This is a genomic window from Coxiella endosymbiont of Dermacentor marginatus (genome assembly GCF_907164955.1).
Classification (GTDB): domain Bacteria; phylum Pseudomonadota; class Gammaproteobacteria; order Coxiellales; family Coxiellaceae; genus Coxiella.
Genome location: NZ_OU015521.1, coordinates 237,469 through 255,436, shown reverse-complemented (window position 1 = coordinate 255,436; position 17,968 = coordinate 237,469). Strand labels below are relative to the sequence as shown.

Below are 17,968 nucleotides of genomic sequence, written 5' to 3'. Positions count from 1 at the left end.
TCAAAATGGCATCTGCGCTCCAAAAGCACCATAGATTGAGTAGAATTGAATAGGACACACGATTTAGGGCTGCCGATTATCTACTTTTGGCGCAATAAAAAAAGGAGGGTCTTCTTAATTAACATTAGGATTTTTAAGCAAGTCGAAATTATTGGAAGGAGTTCAATCAAGATTTGATTTTCTCAATAATCTGGCAAATTTAAATTTAATTGAGGAATTTTGATGATAAGATTAAATCACTTAAAACTATTACAAAGTAAAGTTTGCACGTCGGTGTATTCACCCTCTTTAATAGGGTTGCGTTTAGTATTTTAAATCGCCTTTAGTATCCTTTCTCTTAATCAAAAGAAAATCCCCATTGTTGTAGATTTTTTTTTAGATTTGGTTCTAGTGAAGGCGTTAATTGAATATTTGAAAATTCCTCACGTAAAGGATAATAACGACGTAGTTTTTCAAACCAATCTAGATGCTTTATCAGTAATTGGCTCATGATTTGAGTTTCTTTCCCTGGATCATAGATTTTTAATAAGACATCTTCGACAGTACGACATTCACTGACATCAAGAGTTGTCTTTTCTGATAATTGTTGTGGTTCTTTGACACAAGGAATATCCGATAATTGAAAGTGCTTTAAAAAAGCCTTGTAAATCATTAGCGACGCACGTAATTTTGCTGCTTTACTATAACCAGCGATGTGCGGAGTTCCAATAACAATTTTTTGCAATAAATTCAAATTAATATTAGGTTCATTTTCCCATACATCTAAACAGGCAATGACATGATCATGCTCTAATAATGCTTGATTATTAATCACTGCGCCTCGTCCAGCGTTTAACAAGACACAACCAGGCCTTAATTTTTTAAGAAAGATATCATTAATTAAATGATAAGTAGAAAATTTTCCAGTTTTAATTAGAGGCGTATGTAAACAAATTAAATCCATTTTCGTAAGTGAATCTAGTGGGACAGAAACAAATTCTTTTTCAGAAACAGCACGTGGCGGATCATTATGGACAACAGAAAAACCTATTTTTTTTAAACGATCAGAAACGATTCGACCTACATGACCAACTCCAATGACAGCAGCGTTTAGTGATCCTTTCGGTAATAAATCCTTTTTACGTAAAAAAGCAATACAATGAAGCACATATTCAGCCACTGCTACAGCATTCGCTCCAGGTGCGTAAGCCCACGAGATAGGTTGTTTTGCTAACCATTCATGATCAATGTGATCAAATCCTGCAGTTGCGCTGCCTATAAATTCAACAGTGCTTCTTTGTAATAAAGTAGCGTTGACTTGAGTTATCGACCGCGTTAATAAAACATTGACTGTTTTAAGATCGCTTCTTTGAATAGCAGTTCCTGACCTTAAAATTAATTTGCCCCAGCGTCCAAATAATTCAGAAATAAAAGGAATGCAGTCATCAACAAGAATTGTAATCATCTTTTGAAGTCTATCAAGGAAGATTTATTGGATTCAAGTGTCTTTTTCTTACCCGATCACCTCAATCCACTTTTAATAAAGTGGATTGAGGTGATCGGGTATTCATCTCGTACTTGCTTTAAAACAATGATAATAGCATTTGATTTAGATGCATTTTTTTCAACGAATTAGAATTTGTAATTGCTACCTATAGGTAGCACAGATAGCCTTTTAATAAAAATCTTATTCTGTAAAATTTTTTGTAATAGCACACTTAAAATAAGGCAGAAATGGACTGATTAGCTCATAATATAGTTTACTGTGATAACAAAAACAGATAATTAAACTTTAAAAATAGTATTATTACGGTGATATTGCCTGTAATCAGTAGTTACTATTTGGATTAAAGATCATTAATTAGCGATTAGTAATGTACAACATTATGTGCTGAAAAATAGTTAATACAAATCAAGTGCAAGTGAGTGTACGTGCAGGTATGAGAAGTAGCTACACTTAATTTACTGTAATAAGAGCTAAAGCTAGTATTAACACTTTTTTAACGATACTACAAAATAGCTTAAATACTTATTTAGATACTGATCATCAAACTTTTTTATAATCGTTGTTAATATATTAGTAGCAGGATCTATTAAATAATATTGAATACCAAATGTTAGTCATTCGTTTTGCAATTAATAAATGTTTTGTAACTGAGGTGAAATAGAATTAATTATCATGGTCCATCAGTAATTTATTAAATTCCATAATGCATTTCCCGATTAGCAAGATTAATACCAATCGTCATAACTAGAATTAAAAACGAGAGTAAAAGCTATTGTGATAAATAATACTTTTCTTGCAATTAACGCTTTAGGGCGTTTTAATTTTTTTATTGCTTGGTCCGTTTATAATTCGGAATAATCGGAATAAATAGAAACTTAAGGAACGACTTATGTTAATAAACAAAGCATTATAAACTTAGGTTTTCTATTAGTTTTTCATTATTTCAATCGAGATAAAATTAAAAAATGCTACTTACTGAATTATCTAAATAATGAGTAATAAAAGTAATGAAAAGTGATTTAGCTATTGCTATTTTATTAAGCATTAGTGAAAGAGAACTGACTTACAATATGAACATCGTCTCACAATCCTAAATAGTAACGTGTTGTTAGCAGGCCCGATGTAAGTTTAGTTAAGAATGTTGACATAACAAAATAGTTTCAAACTCTGCGCAAGATGCCTTTCGCTCACGAGTAGCGCACGATGAGCAGCGATGAATAAAACTAAATGTAAAATAAGCTGTATAAATTTTATATTCAAAAAGATAATCGCATTAGTCTATCACGATAGAAACCTTACTTGTTGAAATTTAATTGATAATTATAGTTATTCACCCTTCCTCAAGGAACTATTATATAACCCAGAGTAGCAACTTAATCATCAGGTTGCTGTTACAAGAAAACAGGCTGAGATAAAAGGATTATCTGAAACATAACAAGAAAAAGAAAATCCATCAGTTGCAAGCTCGATCCCATATAAGAAAATCAGTCAGAGCTAATGTATCGATGTATTTCTTTTTTTATGGAGTCTACTTCAGATAGAATATTAAGGTGCTTCTACTAAACTAAGGTGTAGATTGAACTTTAAAGTGTGAAAAATCCCATTTTTACTTAAAATACCGTTAACCTCCTCCTTGCTTTGGAGGAGATGGTGGGTTATTTTATTGGCGCTAGAAATTTTGACAAACTTCTTCTTCTTTCAATAAACAAAAGGCCTTAATCCTTTATGCGGTTACTGATCGAATTCAGGATCTTGAAGGAAACGTTGAGTGAGTTCAGCGGGCAATTTAAATTTCATTGCCAGCCATAAAGTGAAAATACAAAATACACCAATAACAATAAAATCCCAGCCGAAAGGAATAATCTCTTTTCCTCCACCAAAATTACCGAGATAAGAAATTAATGCCATCCCTAGAAAATAGGGCCATATCCATATCGATGCTCGCCAGTGAAAAGAAAATCGCTTATCTGGCTCGATAAAATAGCGGTGAACAACCAATATAGTAAGCCCGATAAGTAAAGTAAGGCCGAGTTTAGAAATAATCATCCATCCACTCCAGTAAGTAAGAAGAGTGCAGATATAAAATGCTCCCGCAGTCCATAAAGTAACAGCAGGTAGTCTAAATGGTCGCAGACGTTGAGGAAGCTGTTGACGTAAGGCTAACAAGCAAATAGGAGCAACACCATACGTTAATGCCATTAATGAAGTGAGAAAAGCTATCATGCGATTCCATCCCGGCAGTGGTGCAAAGAGGCACATCCCTAAAACAAAATTAGTAAGGATAGCAATCGAAGGATTTCCCTGAGTCGTCAGACGTTGAAATAAAAGAGGAATATGATTATTTTTACTCATACTATACAATGCGCGACCCCCACTACCAGTGTACATCAACGCAGCGGCTAAGGGTCCAATAATTGCTCCTAAATACAATAAAGGAAGGAGAATATCTAAGTGTCTTTGATGTACAATCGCGGTGATAGGACTTTTTCCACCTTGTAAGTCCAAGTGTGCCCAACCGTGAATTAAGTTAATGGGCAAAAGCGAGGATAAAAAAGCGGATTGCAGTAAAAGGTAGATGATTAGACAAATTATTACAGACCCAATGGTAGCAAGAGGTAAAGCACGCGTTGGATTTTTAGCTTCCCCGGCCATTTCACAAGCTTGTTTAAATCCACTAAAAGCAAAAATAATTCCGCCAGTGGTGACTGCTGAAAATATTCCGTGCATTCCATAAGGCATGAAGGAGGTATGAGCAGGATGAATAAGTCGAGAAGGGGAAAAATATAATTTTAAAATAACTATAGCTACTACCGTAGGGATAGAAATTTTTAAAATGGTTAAAGAGCTATTAAATCTTAGTAACCAACGTAAAGAAAAAATATTAATTGCTGAAATTGCTATCATTAATACTGAAGCTAAAAAATAGCCTAAGGTAGTTAAACCACCATCGTTATGAACCAATGAGGGAAAGAAATAATTCAAATATTGCAGGACTGCTTGAACTTCCGTTGAAGCTAATGAAGCGTAGAACAGCCAGATTATCCAAGAAAAAAGAAAGCTTACCAGTGTACCATGTGTATAATGCGGGATTCGGATACTAGCACCGGTAATCGGCAGCATCGTGCAAAGCTCAGCAAAAACAAAAGCAATAATGATGGTAGCTATACCACCAATAAGCCAAGCAAAGATCGCTGAAGGACCTGCCAGTTCCGAAGTGTAATAAGTAGCAAACAACCACCCCGAGCCCAAAATGGCGCTAACAGAAGTGAGTAACAAAGCAAAAGGTGATATAGATCTTTTTAACATAGTCTTTAATGAAATTAAACATGAACATGATTATCAAAAATCGCTCATGTTATCAGTTTTGTGTGTTTTTGAACAGTTTGAATCGTATCTAATTGTTTTCTGGTTCACTGAGATGTCAATTATCCTCAGCGAGCATCATAGGTTAGTGATTTCACCCTAATATTAGGTTTCTTTCTTAACCCATTTATTTCGTGATAGCAAATGATGATGAGGGCCTTATGATAAATGAAACTACTAAGCCATTTGTTTTGTTGGTAGATGGTTCATCTTACCTCTTTCGAGCTTACTATGCATTACCGCCGTTAATCACTGTAAAAGGGCAAAAACCGACGGGAGCGATATATGGTGTGATTAGTATGCTGCGAAAATTAATAGCAGAGTATCAACCAGAGTATGTTGCTGTAGTGTTTGATCCTAAGGGGAAAACATTTCGTGACGATCTCTATAGTGGCTATAAAGCGAATCGACAAGAGATGCCTAGTGAATTGTCTCAACAAATAAAACCGTTATTTGAAATTATCAAAGCACTCGGATTTCCGTTGATCGTTAAAGACGGTTATGAAGCTGATGACGTTATTGCTACTTTAGCTAAAAAAGCTAAAGCAAATGGGTTGCCTGTTTTAGTTTCTACAGGAGATAAAGATTTAGCACAAATTGTCAGTGATCGTGTTACTTTAGTTAACACAATGACGCATCGTTTCTTGGATCCTTCGGGTGTCGTAGAAAAGTTTGGCGTCCCCCCTGAAAAAATTGTTGACTATTTAAGTTTAACCGGTGATAAAATCGACAATATTCCAAGCATTCCCAAAGTGGGCCCAAAAACCGCTGCTAAATGGTTGAATGAATATGGATCCCTTGCAAATATTCAAAAACAGGCTAATGAAATAAAAGGAAAAGTAGGTGAAAACCTTCGTGCTCATTTGCATCAATTACCGTTAGTACGTCAATTAGTTACGGTGATTTCTGATCTACCTTTGGAAGAAAAACTAACGGATTTAAAATTGGGATCTAAAGACAATAGAAAATTAATTGAATTATTTACCAAATATGAATTTAAATCCTGGCTCTCGGAGATTTTAATGGAAAAGACTATTAAATCTTCTGATAATCCTAATTATATTACCATCGTTAGTAAAAAAACTTTTGAAAAGTGGGAAAAAAAATTAAGAGATGCTAAAGAATTTTCTTTTAATATAGAAACTAATAATTTTTCTGCTGTAGAAGTGAGCGTAGTCGGAATTTCATTTGCCATTAGACCTAATAAAGCAGCCTATGTTCCTATAGGCCATAATTACGCTCATGCCCCTGTTCAACTTGAAAAAAAGTGGGTACTGCAGCAATTAAAATCAATTATCGGTGATTCAGAAAAAACAGTTATCGGTCAAAATGTAAAATATGGCAGTAAGATGTTAGCCAAAGAAGGCTTGAGTATCAAAGCAAAAATATATGATATCCAATTGGAATCCTATATTTTAAATAGCAATAGTAGTCGATATAATTTATCTGCATTAGCTTTACATTATCTAAGGCGTTCAATACTCAAGTTTGAAGATATTGTGGGGAAGGACATCAAACGGATTACCTTTAATTTAGTCCCCATTGACAAGGCAACAATCTATGCTGCTGAAAATGTGGATCTAATCTTACAATTACATTATAAATTAATGTCGTTAATCGAAAAAGAAAAAAATTTAAAGAAAGTTTTTGAGTCAATTGAAATACCGCTTATACCTATTCTAATGCAAATGGAAAGGCATGGTGTATTAATTGACACCCAAATGTTGCGCTTACAAAGTGATGAATTGAGTCAATGTATCAATAAGCTTGAATATGAGGCTTATAAGTTAGCAGGGCGGGCATTTAATCTCGGCTCACCGAAACAATTACAAAAGATTTTGTACGATGAATTAAAACTGCCGATATTCAAAAAAACTCTCGGAGGGCAGCCGTCGACGGCGGAAAATGTATTGCAGGATTTGGCACGCAATTATCCTTTGCCAAAAGTTATTTTGGAGCATCGAAGTTTTAGTAAATTAAAATCGACTTATATCGATCGTCTACCTAAACAAGTGAATTCATTAACCGGTCGGGTGCATACGTCATACAATCAGACCATTACCTCTACAGGACGTTTATCTTCAAATAATCCTAATTTGCAAAATATCCCTATCCGTACGGATGAAGGTCGAAAAATCCGACGTGCTTTTATTGCACCACCGGGTTTTTGTATCGTTTCAGCAGATTACTCACAAGTGGAATTACGTATTATTGCTCATATGTCCAAAGACTCCGAATTAATCAAGGCATTTGAAAAAAAATGGGATATTCATAGTACCACCGCTTCTGAGATTTTTGAAGTACCATTAGAGCAAGTAACAACGGAACAACGTCGTCATGCTAAGACGATTAATTTTGGATTATTATATGGTATGTCAAGTTTTGGTCTTGGACACCAACTTGGTATTGAACGTAAGCTTGCTCAAAAGTACATCGATATTTACTTTAAACGTTATCCTAAGGTTCATGAATATATGAAAAAAACACGTGCTATAGCTTCTTTGCAGGGCTATGTAGAAACCCTTTTTGGTCGACGTATCTATCTTCCTGACATTAACGCTTCTAATCTTCAGCGCCGCCGTGCTTCCGAACGCGCTGCAATTAATGCACCTGTACAGGGTACTGCAGCGGATATCATTAAAATTACTATGATCAAATTAAATGATTGGCTTAAAAATAACAGTACCATTAATACCAATTTGATTATTCAGGTGCATGATGAGCTTGTCTTTGAGGTTGCAAATAAAGATCTTAATCGCATTATTCCGAAAATTAAGAAAGAAATGGAAGAAGTCACATCCCTTTTAGTGCCGTTAGTGGTTAATATTGGAGTAGGAAATAATTGGGATGAGGCACATTAGGTTTTTATGGCGCTAACTTCCATGGATAACAGACGTTATACTCGCCATTTTCCATTAATCGGTCAAAAAGGGCAAGTACGTCTCTTTAATTCACGCATTCTCTGTGTTGGTGCTGGGGGGTTGGGTTCTCCTGTATTGCAATATTTAGCAGCAGCAGGTATTGGTACTTTGGGTATTATTGATGGTGATCAAGTGGAAATATCGAATCTTCAGAGACAAGTCATTTTCACACCTAATGATATTGGTAAGAATAAAGCAGTTCAAGCAAAACATTATCTTGAACAATTTAACCCTTCTTTAAAAGTAATTACCTATGAAATCTTCTTAAGAGAAGATAACGCAGAAAAAACAGTGCGTGATTTTGAGATTATTATCGATTGCACTGATAATTATCGAACACGTTACTTACTAAATAATGTCTGTGTTAAACATAAAAAACCCCTAATTTTTGCAGGAATTTACCAATTTCAAGGTCAATGTAGTGTCTTCAATTATAAAGAAGGTCCCTGTTATCGTTGTTTATATGAAGCACTATCACCAAAGGAACTTATTGGCAATTGTACATTAGGTGGTGTTCTAGGTGTATTACCTGGAATTTTAGGTTGTATTCAAGCCACCGAAGCTATAAAAATTTTATTAAACAAAGAAAAAGTACTATCGGGACGACTGCTGACTATTGATGCTTTATCAATGAAGGTAAAAGAATTTGTTATACCCAAAAATCCTCATTGTCCATGCTGTATTGAAGGTGAATCAATCAGTGAGTTTTTTCCGATAGGTAAGGATCAAGCACAAATTCAGGAAATAGAAGTGAAGACACTCTCTCAGTGGTTAGAAAAATCAAACGCAGACATTTTATTAATTGATGTGCGTGAATTCTATGAAAGGGATATTTGCCATATTGGTGGTCTGCATATTCCGTTACCTAAACTTAATAAGCTTCTAACAACGTTACCGAGAAACAAGTTTATCGTTTGTTATTGCAAGTCCGGGCAGCGTAGTTATTACGCCGCACAATTACTAAAAGATAGTGGGTTTACTCGAGTTTCAAGCTTGAAAGGGGGTATTCTTGCCTGGATTAACTGTATTGATTCTTCATTAGCAAGTTATTAATATCTGCTGTACTCTAGCGATACGATTCGTATCGTAAGTTTACATAAACCCCTCTGTATTTAGAGTAGAGCGGAACTGTGATCTTTGATTACACGTGAAAGCGGTTTTAGAATGCTAAGCCGTCCCTAGTCAATTTCAGGGGATTTATCCGATTTGTATAGATTGCAAAAAGCATTTTTAATTTGTTTACTGGAGTTGTTTCTTAGTGATTTATTGTCAGCTATTAAATAGCTATCCATAGTTTAATCTTTATTAATTAATCATTAGAAGTAAGTGTGGATTGCCGACTTCATATCAAGCAAGCTCCATTGCGTAAGCATGATTATGAATATCAGTTTTTATCAATATAAAGCGAAATATTGTCTTTATCGCTGATCTTATTTGACTTTATTATCAGTTTGATTATTAACAGCATTTATTATTTAGACAATGTTTTTAAATTGGTTGAATTTATCAGTACTGCTTTAATTTTTCTTTGCCAATTTCATTGGCCAATGCATTTTTACTGTGGGTGCTTGGCTATTTTTAAAGAAACTTGAAAACAGAAAAAGCAACGCATATCTGATTTCATCACGCTATATATTTTATTAAGATTTACAAGATTTTAATACGGGTGGGGTTGTTGAACGGAAAAATCCGAAAATGAAAACATTTCATTTTTGCATTAGTGGTGATTTTATGAATTGAGTAGTTTCCTTCCATTCATTTTTGATTTTTCTTACTACTATGGATTGTTTACTCTTCTTACTTCCCACGGATGAAATAGGGTTTTAATTTTAGTTGTGGTTATTTTAGTGGATTAATAAATCGTCTATCAAAGCAATGTTGATTAAAATCAATGGGCATCCAATTTCTCTTAATTGTTGCTGTTTTATTTTAAGATTATTTATTTTTGGGTTCTGTTGGTATTTGTAGCATCTTCTTCTATTGATTGTTAGCTATTCAGTAATTATTATATATGCTTTTCGGACTAAATGAGTTAAACAAGCAAAGATAAGTGAATAGGCATTATGTTTTCTCAACTTCTTTTCTAACCGATTATTTGTGTTAGCTATGGGTGCTAATATTCTCATGACTCTAACTGTTCGCTGGATGAAGTTCTAAGTAATCTTTATAACATCGTTCCTAAGCTTTGAGAAAGCGAATCATTTGAAAAATGATTGTAATATTAATCAATAGATCACGAATATTCTTTTTCTAAAAAAGTAGTGAAATTTTTCTCGCTCTTAAAAAAGAGGTTATAACCCGGTAATTAGGTTTGATTAATGAGTATGCAACCTTTTGAAAAGGATAGAACTCTTTTTCTGATAAATAGTAGTAAATTTAGGAAAGACTTGTTGATGCAAATGATTACATAAAAAAGAAGCATCAGGTGAAGGACTTATGTGATATTTCTCTAAAAATTTTTTTTGTTTAGGTTAATATCATTTAATCTTTTCCTTACATCGATTAGATTTTGTCAGCGATGATTATCAATCTTGGAAAATAATAGATTTTATTGATTCAGTTGTATTGCGTAAAGCAGGTGATGTTATGATTACTCTACAATAATACATTTTGTAGCGGAAATTTCTTCTTAAAAATGACCAAGCTTCGGGTAACGGAAAATTTGGTTAGGTTAGTTAAGTAGTTTTGAATTAGCGTGTGTATCTTCACTCGATATGGAAAAATTCCAAAGGAGGTCTGTAATTAATTGCTTACATTCTCAAATGGGTATAGCTTGACGAAAAATGCAAAGGAGACTAAAACATGGTCAAGTGGATTCTTCTTCTTAGTTTCTAGCGACCCGATGCCTTCATTATACAAAAATTCAATTTAAAGTTAAGTAGACTAAAGTTAATCGGGTAAAAAGGGTTTTGAAATACATCTTTCTAAAACAGAGCAAGGACAGAAACTTCTTTAGTATATACTAGCTTTATACCTAAACAAGGAACTTTAGAAATATTTGCAAACTATTTAGGATAATGCATATTAAAGCATTCTTGAATTTCATCAAAGATCAGTAAGGCTTTATCATATATGTACGTATGCTCGTGATTACACCTAGTCAAGAGTTTACGGTCAGCTTCTTGAGATAGGTCCGAACGTTTCAAATAACTTCCGCTTTTATGGTAAAATTTTAACCAACAGAAAATCTGTAAAAGCTAATACATCAAAAGCTAATACATCAGTTGAGAAAATTGAGCTTAGTGATTTTTTAGAGCGACTTAGGGCCAAGAGCAATTTTTATTCTACCGTAACAGATTTCGCTAAATTGCGTGGTCGATCAACATCAGTTCCTTTTAAAATAGCCGTATAATAGGCTAGTAATTGCAAGGGTACGGTATAAGCAATAGGAGCGATTATGTCAGCCATAGTAGGCATTTGAATAGCTAAGCCTAAGCTATTGTAAGTTTTGGATTTCCAGGGAATTTGTTCATCTATGAAAATATATAATTCACCTCCCCGCGCTCGAACTTCTTGTATATTTGATTCTAACTTTGCAATCAAATGGTTATTAGGTGCAATGACGATAACTGGCATGCCTTTATCGATTAAAGCTAAAGGACCATGTTTTAATTCGCCTGCTGGGTAAGCTTCTGCATGCATATAGGAAACTTCTTTTAATTTTAAAGCGCCTTCTAAAGCGATTGGGAAAAGTGCACCGCGACCCAGAAATAAAGCATTTTGTTTATCCAAAAAATGCTGCGACAACTGCTTGACGGAAGCGCTTAAATCAAGTGTTTTTTTTATAAGATCTGGTAAATTTCGTAAATGATTAATGATAATTTCACATTTTCCATTATTTTCTCTTTGAAACAAGGCGACTAGTAATAATAAAGAAACTAATTGTGTAGTAAATGTTTTAGTAGCTGCAACACCGATTTCAATTCCTGCACGAGTAAGAAAAACTAGGTCAGTTTCGTGAGCTATGGAACTTGTTGGAACATTGCAAATACCTAAGGTTGCAGCATATCCCAATTTCTTTGCTTGGCGTAATGCTGCTAACGTATCAGCTGTTTCCCCAGATTGAGATATAGCAATAAATAAAGTATTAGGTTCTACTACTACTTTGCGATACCTATTTTCGCTGGCGATTTCCACTTGACAAGGAATACCGGCTAAGTCTTCTAACCAATAACGACCAACTAAAGCAGCATGAAAACTTGTACCGCAAGCAACAATTTGGAGACGTTTTATTCTTCTAAGAATAGATTCTGCTTTTTGATGATTGTAACTCTGTAGGGTTACTGTATTATTTATTAAATGCCCAGAAATCGTATCTAGCACACCTTGTGGCTGCTCGAAAATTTCTTTTTGCATAAAATGACGGAATTTCCCTTTTTTCACCTCATCATAATCAATTTTCGAAGTATGTGAAGGCCGTTCAATTAATTTTCCAGATTGGTCGTAAATAGAAACAGTATTAATTCCAATTTTAGCAATATCTCCTTCTTCTAAATAAATAAATTTCTGAGTTACTGAAAGCAAAGCACTAATATCTGAGGCAATAAAGTGTTCGCCAATTCCTAGACCAATAATTAAAGGGCTGCCACAGCGAACCGCATATAATGCTTCGGGTTCTATAGTGGAAATAATGGCTAAGGCATGAGCTCCCTTTAATTCCTGAGTGGCCTGCCGGATAGCTGGTAATAATTCCTTTTTATTTTTACTGTAATAATTAATTAAGTGAACAATTACTTCTGTATCAGTTTCTGTCTTAAATACATAGCCTAATTTTGTGAGCTTTTGCCGAAGCAATTCATGATTTTCGATGATACCGTTGTGAACGATGGAAATGGAATTTTTCGAGCAGAGAGGATGAGCATTGTTTTTTGTGGGTTTTCCATGCGTCGCCCAGCGAGTATGGGCAATGCCTGTGTAACCTTTCAGAGGTTTTTTTTCTAGCTTTTTGACAAGAGCTTGAACCTTACCTTTAATACGAGATCGTTGAATTTTATAAGTTTCTGGATGAAGGATGGCGATTCCGGCAGAGTCATAACCACGGTATTCTAAATAGTTCAAACCTTCCAATAAAATGTCTGCCACATCACGTTGAGCAATCGCCCCTATAATGCCACACATCGTTTCATTCCTTTATCGAAAAATTTAAAAACAGAATTATACTTCCCATTGGATTATATTTCTATTTTTGGAAAATTGGAGATTTATAATAAGATTAACAACATTCCTAACCTCTAGGAGATAATACGCTTAGACCTCAAAGTGTTACAGTCCTGTAATATTATCCAATGTTAATCTGAATGCTCTAATTTTCGACCGAGAATTTTACTTAACGTCAATTTTACTTAACACCAAACCTCTTAAAATTGCGTAACCTCTTTAGACGCGTTACCATCTATAGTTTGATATTTATGTTTTAATTTAGAATTCTAATTTTTAGAATTATCAAAGGAAAAGGTTTATGCTATCACGCCGAGAGTGTGCTAATGCAATTCGTGTGTTGACAATGGATGCTGTAGAAAAAGCTAGTTCTGGACATCCCGGAATGCCAATGGGCATGGCGGATATTGCTGAAGTATTGTGGCGCGATTTTTTAAAATTCAATCCTACTAATCCTTATTGGTTCAATCGTGATCGATTTATTTTATCTAACGGTCATGGAGCCATGTTACAATACGCGCTGTTACACTTAAGTGGGTTTGATTTAACAATTGAAGACTTAAAAAATTTTCGTCAGTTCCATTCACGCACACCAGGTCATCCTGAATTTGGGCACACTCCTGGTGTTGAAACGACAACGGGTCCACTTGGGCAAGGTTTAGCCAATGGGGTGGGAATGGCTATCGCCGAACAAGTTTTAGCTAGAACTTTTAATCGTAAGAATTTTCCAATCATAGTGGATCATCACACGTATGTTTTTGCAGGTGACGGGGATCTCATGGAAGGTATTTCCCATGAAGCTTGTTCGTTAGCAGGAACCTTAGGTCTAGGAAAATTAATTGTTTTTTATGACGATAACGGTACCTCTATCGATGGAGATGTGCGAGGGTGGTTTACCGATAACACACCAAAGCGCTTTGAAGCTTATGGATGGCAAGTAATTCCACATATAGATGGGCATGATCCCGACGTCATTTCTCAAGCTATTATTGTTGCAAAAAATGAAATCACTAAGCCAACACTAATTTGTTGCAAAACGATTATTGGTTATGGTGCGCCTATTTTGGCAGGCCAAGCGTTGACACATGGAGCTCCTCTAGGAAAGGAAGAAGTTGCCGGTGCTCGAAAAATTTTAAATTGGCTTTATCCGCCATTTGAAATTCCTCAGGAAATTTATGCTGCATGGGATGCGAGAGAAAAAGGGGAAGAACGCGAAACTCAGTGGAATCAATTATTCACTCATTATGAAAAACATCATCCTAAGTTAGCAAAAGAATTTTTGCGACGACAGAAAAAATTATTATCCGTAGACTATGCTAAAACAGTAGAAAAATTTATTTTAAATATGGAAGAATTGAAAGAAGACAGTGCTACACGTAAATTATCTTTGAAATGTTTAAACGCTATTGTACCTTCATTACCTGAATTAATTGGTGGTTCTGCCGATTTATCAGAATCGAATTGCACAAAATGGTCGGGCGCGAATATTTTGAGTAAAGAAAATCGTCAGGGAAATTATATTGAATATGGTGTGCGAGAATTCGCGATGACAGCTATAGCAAACGGCATTGCACTACACGGTGGTTTTATTGCTTTTGTTGGTACTTTTTTAACTTTTTCAGATTATGCGCGAAATGCTATACGTCTAGCAGCGCTTACTCAGGCACATACTATTTTTGTTTATTCTCATGATTCGATTGGTTTGGGAGAAGATGGTCCTACGCACCAACCAATTGAGCAATTGCCTTCTTTGCGAATGATTCCAAATTTGTATGTGTGGCGTCCTTGTGACGGTACCGAAACAGCAGTGGCTTGGCGAGAGATGATTGAGCATTATGGACCAAGTTGTATTTTATTAACTCGTCAAAAGGTTACCCATCAGCATCATGATTTGAAACAAATGAAATTAATTGCAAGAGGAGGATATATATTGTGGGAGGCGACAAAACCAGCTCAAGTTATTCTAATAGCTACGGGTTCTGAAGTAATGATTGCTGTTGAAGTTGCAAAAGCTTTGGAAAAAAACATTCCGGTACGAGTTGTTTCTATGCCCTGTTGTGAAATTTTTAAAAATCAAGATATCAATTACCAGGAATCAGTTTTATCTTCACACATAACCAAGCGCATTGCTATCGAGGCAGCTCATCCAGATTATTGGTACCAATTTGTTGGGCGCGAAGGTAAGGTAATTGGGATCGATCGATTTGGCGCTTCAGCACCTTATCAAGTGATGTATCATGAATATGGATTCACTCCAAAACGGATTATTGATACAGTGAAAGGGTTTTTCTAAAAATTTGAAACTGAGGAGAGATAACATGGCATATAAAATTGCTATTAATGGTTATGGCCGCATTGGCCGAAATATTTTACGGGCTTTTTACGAATCAAAGAGGCATCATGACTTTAAAATTGTTGCCATTAATGATTTGGGAGATACCAACATCAATGCTGCTCATTTAACTAAATATGACTCAGTGCATGGACTATTTCCAGCTGACGTGAGCGTTGACAAAGAAGGACTAGTGATTAATGGCGATAAAATTAAAGTATTTTCGATAAGAAATCCAAAAGAATTACCCTGGCGAGAACTTGGTATTGATTTAGTGCTCGAATGTACAGGATTATTCACGAATAAAGAAAAATCTGAGGCGCATTTGAGCGCTGGAGCAAAAAGAGTTTTAATTTCTGCACCCGCTGGTAATAATATCAAAACCATTGTATTTGGTATTAATGAAAATACTATTACTAAAGAAGATAGAATTATTTCTAATGCCTCGTGTACAACAAACTGTTTGGCACCTCTGGTGAAAGTATTAAATGATGAAATTGGAATTAAACGTGGGTTAATGGTAACTGTTCATTCTTATACTAACGATCAAAACCTTACTGATAGCTATCATAGAGATTTGCATCGAGCACGTGCAGCTACACAATCAATGATTCCTACCAAAACTGGAGCTGCCGTTGCTGTTGGGTTGGTATTGCCAGAATTAAATGGAAAATTAGATGGTTATGCTATTCGTGTGCCTACAATTAATGTTTCTGTGATTGATTTTACTTTTAATGCCAAAAAATCAGTGAATGTTTTAGAAGTTAATGCCTTGATGAAAGAAGTTTGTTTGGGTAAAATGAAAGGTGTTATTGGTTATAATGAAGAGCCGCTTGTTTCTATCGATTTTAATCATAACCCGCATTCATCAGTTTTTGATGCAGGTCAAACTCGAATAATCGATAAACTAGTAAAGGTTATCTCTTGGTACGATAATGAGTGGGGGTTTTCTAACCGTATGTTAGATGTAGCGGATGCTTTTTTAAAATAAAAAAACAAACGTACTTTCATTCACAAGGCCTTAATTATATTTAAGGAAAAATAGCACAATTGCCGATGATGTTCAAATTATGTTGGTTAAAATAATAACGATTCTGCTTTTAACTCGGCACATAAAAAAAAACCACTTGATTTTTTCGTTATAGTTAGGACGTTTATGTGTAATCTCTATCGCAATAGAAGTTGCAGAATATACTCTAAATAGTAGCTTACGCGAGAACTATTTTTTATGGGAAAAGAGCTTATTTAATAATGAGAATTTTATAATGTTGGGGTAAGGGTGATCATATAGATACAATGGAGATGGATAGCTTATAAAGCCATAAAGATTTTACCCTTTAAAAGTGGTTCATAATAAAACATAAAAAAGAAGGAGATTTTGTGGCTCTTATCACTTTACGGCAACTATTAGATCACGCTGCCGAGCACGGGTATGGAGTTCCTGCTTTCAATGTCAGTAACTTAGAGCAAGTACGTGCAATTATGGAAGCAGCTGATAAAATGAGAAGCCCAGTTATCGTTCAAGCCTCAGCGAGTGCACGCCAATACGCTGGTCCTCATTTTATTCGTGCGCTCATTCTTGCAGCAACCGAAGAATGGCCACATATCCCGATTTGCATGCATCAAGATCATGGTGCTTCACCATCAGTATGCCAACGGTCTATTCAAATGGGGTTTACATCAGTAATGATGGACGGTTCTCTTCTTGAAGATCAAAAAACTCCTTCAGATTATGAATATAATATCTCAGTAACAGCATTAACAGCACAAATGGCACATGCTTGTGGTGTTTCGGTAGAGGGGGAGCTTGGTTGCTTAGGCTCGCTGGAAAAATTAAAAGCAAGCAAAAAGGATGATTTGGATTCTGAAAAGAGATTATCATATGAGCAGATGTTAACGGATCCTGAACAAGCTGCTGATTTTGTTAAAAAAACTAAAGTAGATGCGTTAGCCATTGCTATTGGCACCAGTCATGGTGCTTACAAGTTCTCACAACTTCCAACTGGGGAGGTGCTTTTTATTGATAGAATCAAAGCTATCCATGAACGACTACCCGATACCCATTTAGTAATGCATGGATCTTCATCAGTTCCCCAGGAGTGGCTTAAGATAATTAATAAGTACGGAGGTAAAATTCCTGAAACCTATGGTGTACCTATTGAAGAAATCCAAGAAGGCATTCGCTATGGTGTTCGGAAAGTTAACATTGATACGGATTTAAGATTAGCTTCTACAGGAGCCATTCGTCGTTATCTGGTTAAAAATCCCTCTCAATTTGATCCGCGAAAATACTTAAGTGAAGCACTAAAAGCAATGAAAGCCATATGTGAAATACGTTATGAAGCGTTTGCCACTGCGGGGCAAGCCGACAAAATCAAAGTGATTTCACTAGAAAATATGATGAAACGTTATAAAAATGATGAGCTTGAACCGAGAGTTCGGAATGCATAGATGCTACTTCCTTAGAAAAGTAGTTGTTTTCGGTTAACAATTTAATCTTAATCTTATGATGGTTGTCGTGTTGAATAATTATATGAATTTAGTATAGATCACATCTTCTCGTTGAGTAACGGTCTGTCTTCAATTAATAAGAAAAAAGTTATTTTAGAAAATGACTTGTGTTAATTTTTAAGTTCCGAGGAAGGAAAAGACGATTTTAATAAAATAGTTGTTAGTTAAATGTTTAATTCCAACGCTTACTATTGCAAG

The 17,968-nt window shown here is 35.1% G+C and carries 8 protein-coding genes; 5 read left to right on the top strand and 3 right to left on the bottom strand.

Annotated elements, in window-relative coordinates; all coding sequences use genetic code 11:
• Positions 1–337 precede the first annotated feature (337 nt).
• On the bottom strand, positions 338–1,444 hold the full coding sequence (locus ONG85_RS00985) for a 4-phosphoerythronate dehydrogenase (protein ID WP_264435725.1): 1,107 nt from the start codon (positions 1,442–1,444) through the stop codon (positions 338–340).
• A 1,773-nt stretch (positions 1,445–3,217) separates the two neighbouring features.
• On the bottom strand, positions 3,218–4,792 hold the full coding sequence (locus tag ONG85_RS00980; protein ID WP_264435724.1) for an APC family permease: 1,575 nt from the start codon (positions 4,790–4,792) through the stop codon (positions 3,218–3,220).
• Positions 4,793–5,010: 218 nt separating this feature from the next.
• Here ONG85_RS00980 and polA point away from each other — a divergent pair, with 218 nt between their 5' ends.
• Positions 5,011–7,710 (top strand): DNA polymerase I, encoded by a 2,700-nt coding sequence (gene polA / locus ONG85_RS00975; protein ID WP_264435723.1) that lies wholly within the window; start codon positions 5,011–5,013, stop codon positions 7,708–7,710.
• A 6-nt stretch (positions 7,711–7,716) separates the two neighbouring features.
• Positions 7,717–8,823 (top strand): HesA/MoeB/ThiF family protein, encoded by a 1,107-nt coding sequence (locus ONG85_RS00970; RefSeq protein WP_264435722.1) that lies wholly within the window; start codon positions 7,717–7,719, stop codon positions 8,821–8,823.
• Between the two features lie 2,226 nt (positions 8,824–11,049).
• On the opposite strand, the gene glmS is transcribed toward ONG85_RS00970, so the two are convergent.
• Complete coding sequence (glmS, locus tag ONG85_RS00965) at positions 11,050–12,888, bottom strand: glutamine--fructose-6-phosphate transaminase (isomerizing) (protein WP_264435721.1); 1,839 nt, start codon at positions 12,886–12,888, stop codon at positions 11,050–11,052.
• A gap of 340 nt (positions 12,889–13,228) precedes the next feature.
• Here glmS and tkt point away from each other — a divergent pair, with 340 nt between their 5' ends.
• From tkt to fba, 3 genes are all read left to right on the top strand, one after another.
• Entirely contained in the window at positions 13,229–15,220 is a 1,992-nt protein-coding gene (gene tkt, locus ONG85_RS00960; RefSeq protein ID WP_264435720.1) for a transketolase, read from the top strand.
• Between the two features lie 25 nt (positions 15,221–15,245).
• Positions 15,246–16,250, top strand: a complete 1,005-nt coding sequence (gene gap / locus ONG85_RS00955) for a type I glyceraldehyde-3-phosphate dehydrogenase (protein WP_264435719.1) — start codon at positions 15,246–15,248, stop codon at positions 16,248–16,250.
• Positions 16,251–16,639: 389 nt separating this feature from the next.
• Positions 16,640–17,710 carry a class II fructose-bisphosphate aldolase gene (gene fba, locus ONG85_RS00950; RefSeq protein ID WP_264435718.1) on the top strand — a complete coding sequence of 357 codons (1,071 nt, stop codon included), beginning with the start codon at positions 16,640–16,642 and terminating at the stop codon, positions 17,708–17,710.
• Positions 17,711–17,968: the final 258 nt, after the last annotated feature.

Bases quoted from the DNA above. Each gene is read 5' to 3' on its own strand.
- ONG85_RS00985 (WP_264435725.1), bottom strand. From the start codon at position 1,444: ATGATTACAATTCTTGTTGATGACTGCATTCCTTTTATTTCTGAATTA.
- ONG85_RS00980 (WP_264435724.1), bottom strand. From the start codon at position 4,792: ATGTTAAAAAGATCTATATCACCTTTTGCTTTGTTACTCACTTCTGTT.
- polA (WP_264435723.1), top strand. From the start codon at position 5,011: ATGATAAATGAAACTACTAAGCCATTTGTTTTGTTGGTAGATGGTTCA.
- ONG85_RS00970 (WP_264435722.1), top strand. From the start codon at position 7,717: ATGGCGCTAACTTCCATGGATAACAGACGTTATACTCGCCATTTTCCA.
- glmS (WP_264435721.1), bottom strand. From the start codon at position 12,888: ATGTGTGGCATTATAGGGGCGATTGCTCAACGTGATGTGGCAGACATT.
- tkt (WP_264435720.1), top strand. From the start codon at position 13,229: ATGCTATCACGCCGAGAGTGTGCTAATGCAATTCGTGTGTTGACAATG.
- gap (WP_264435719.1), top strand. From the start codon at position 15,246: ATGGCATATAAAATTGCTATTAATGGTTATGGCCGCATTGGCCGAAAT.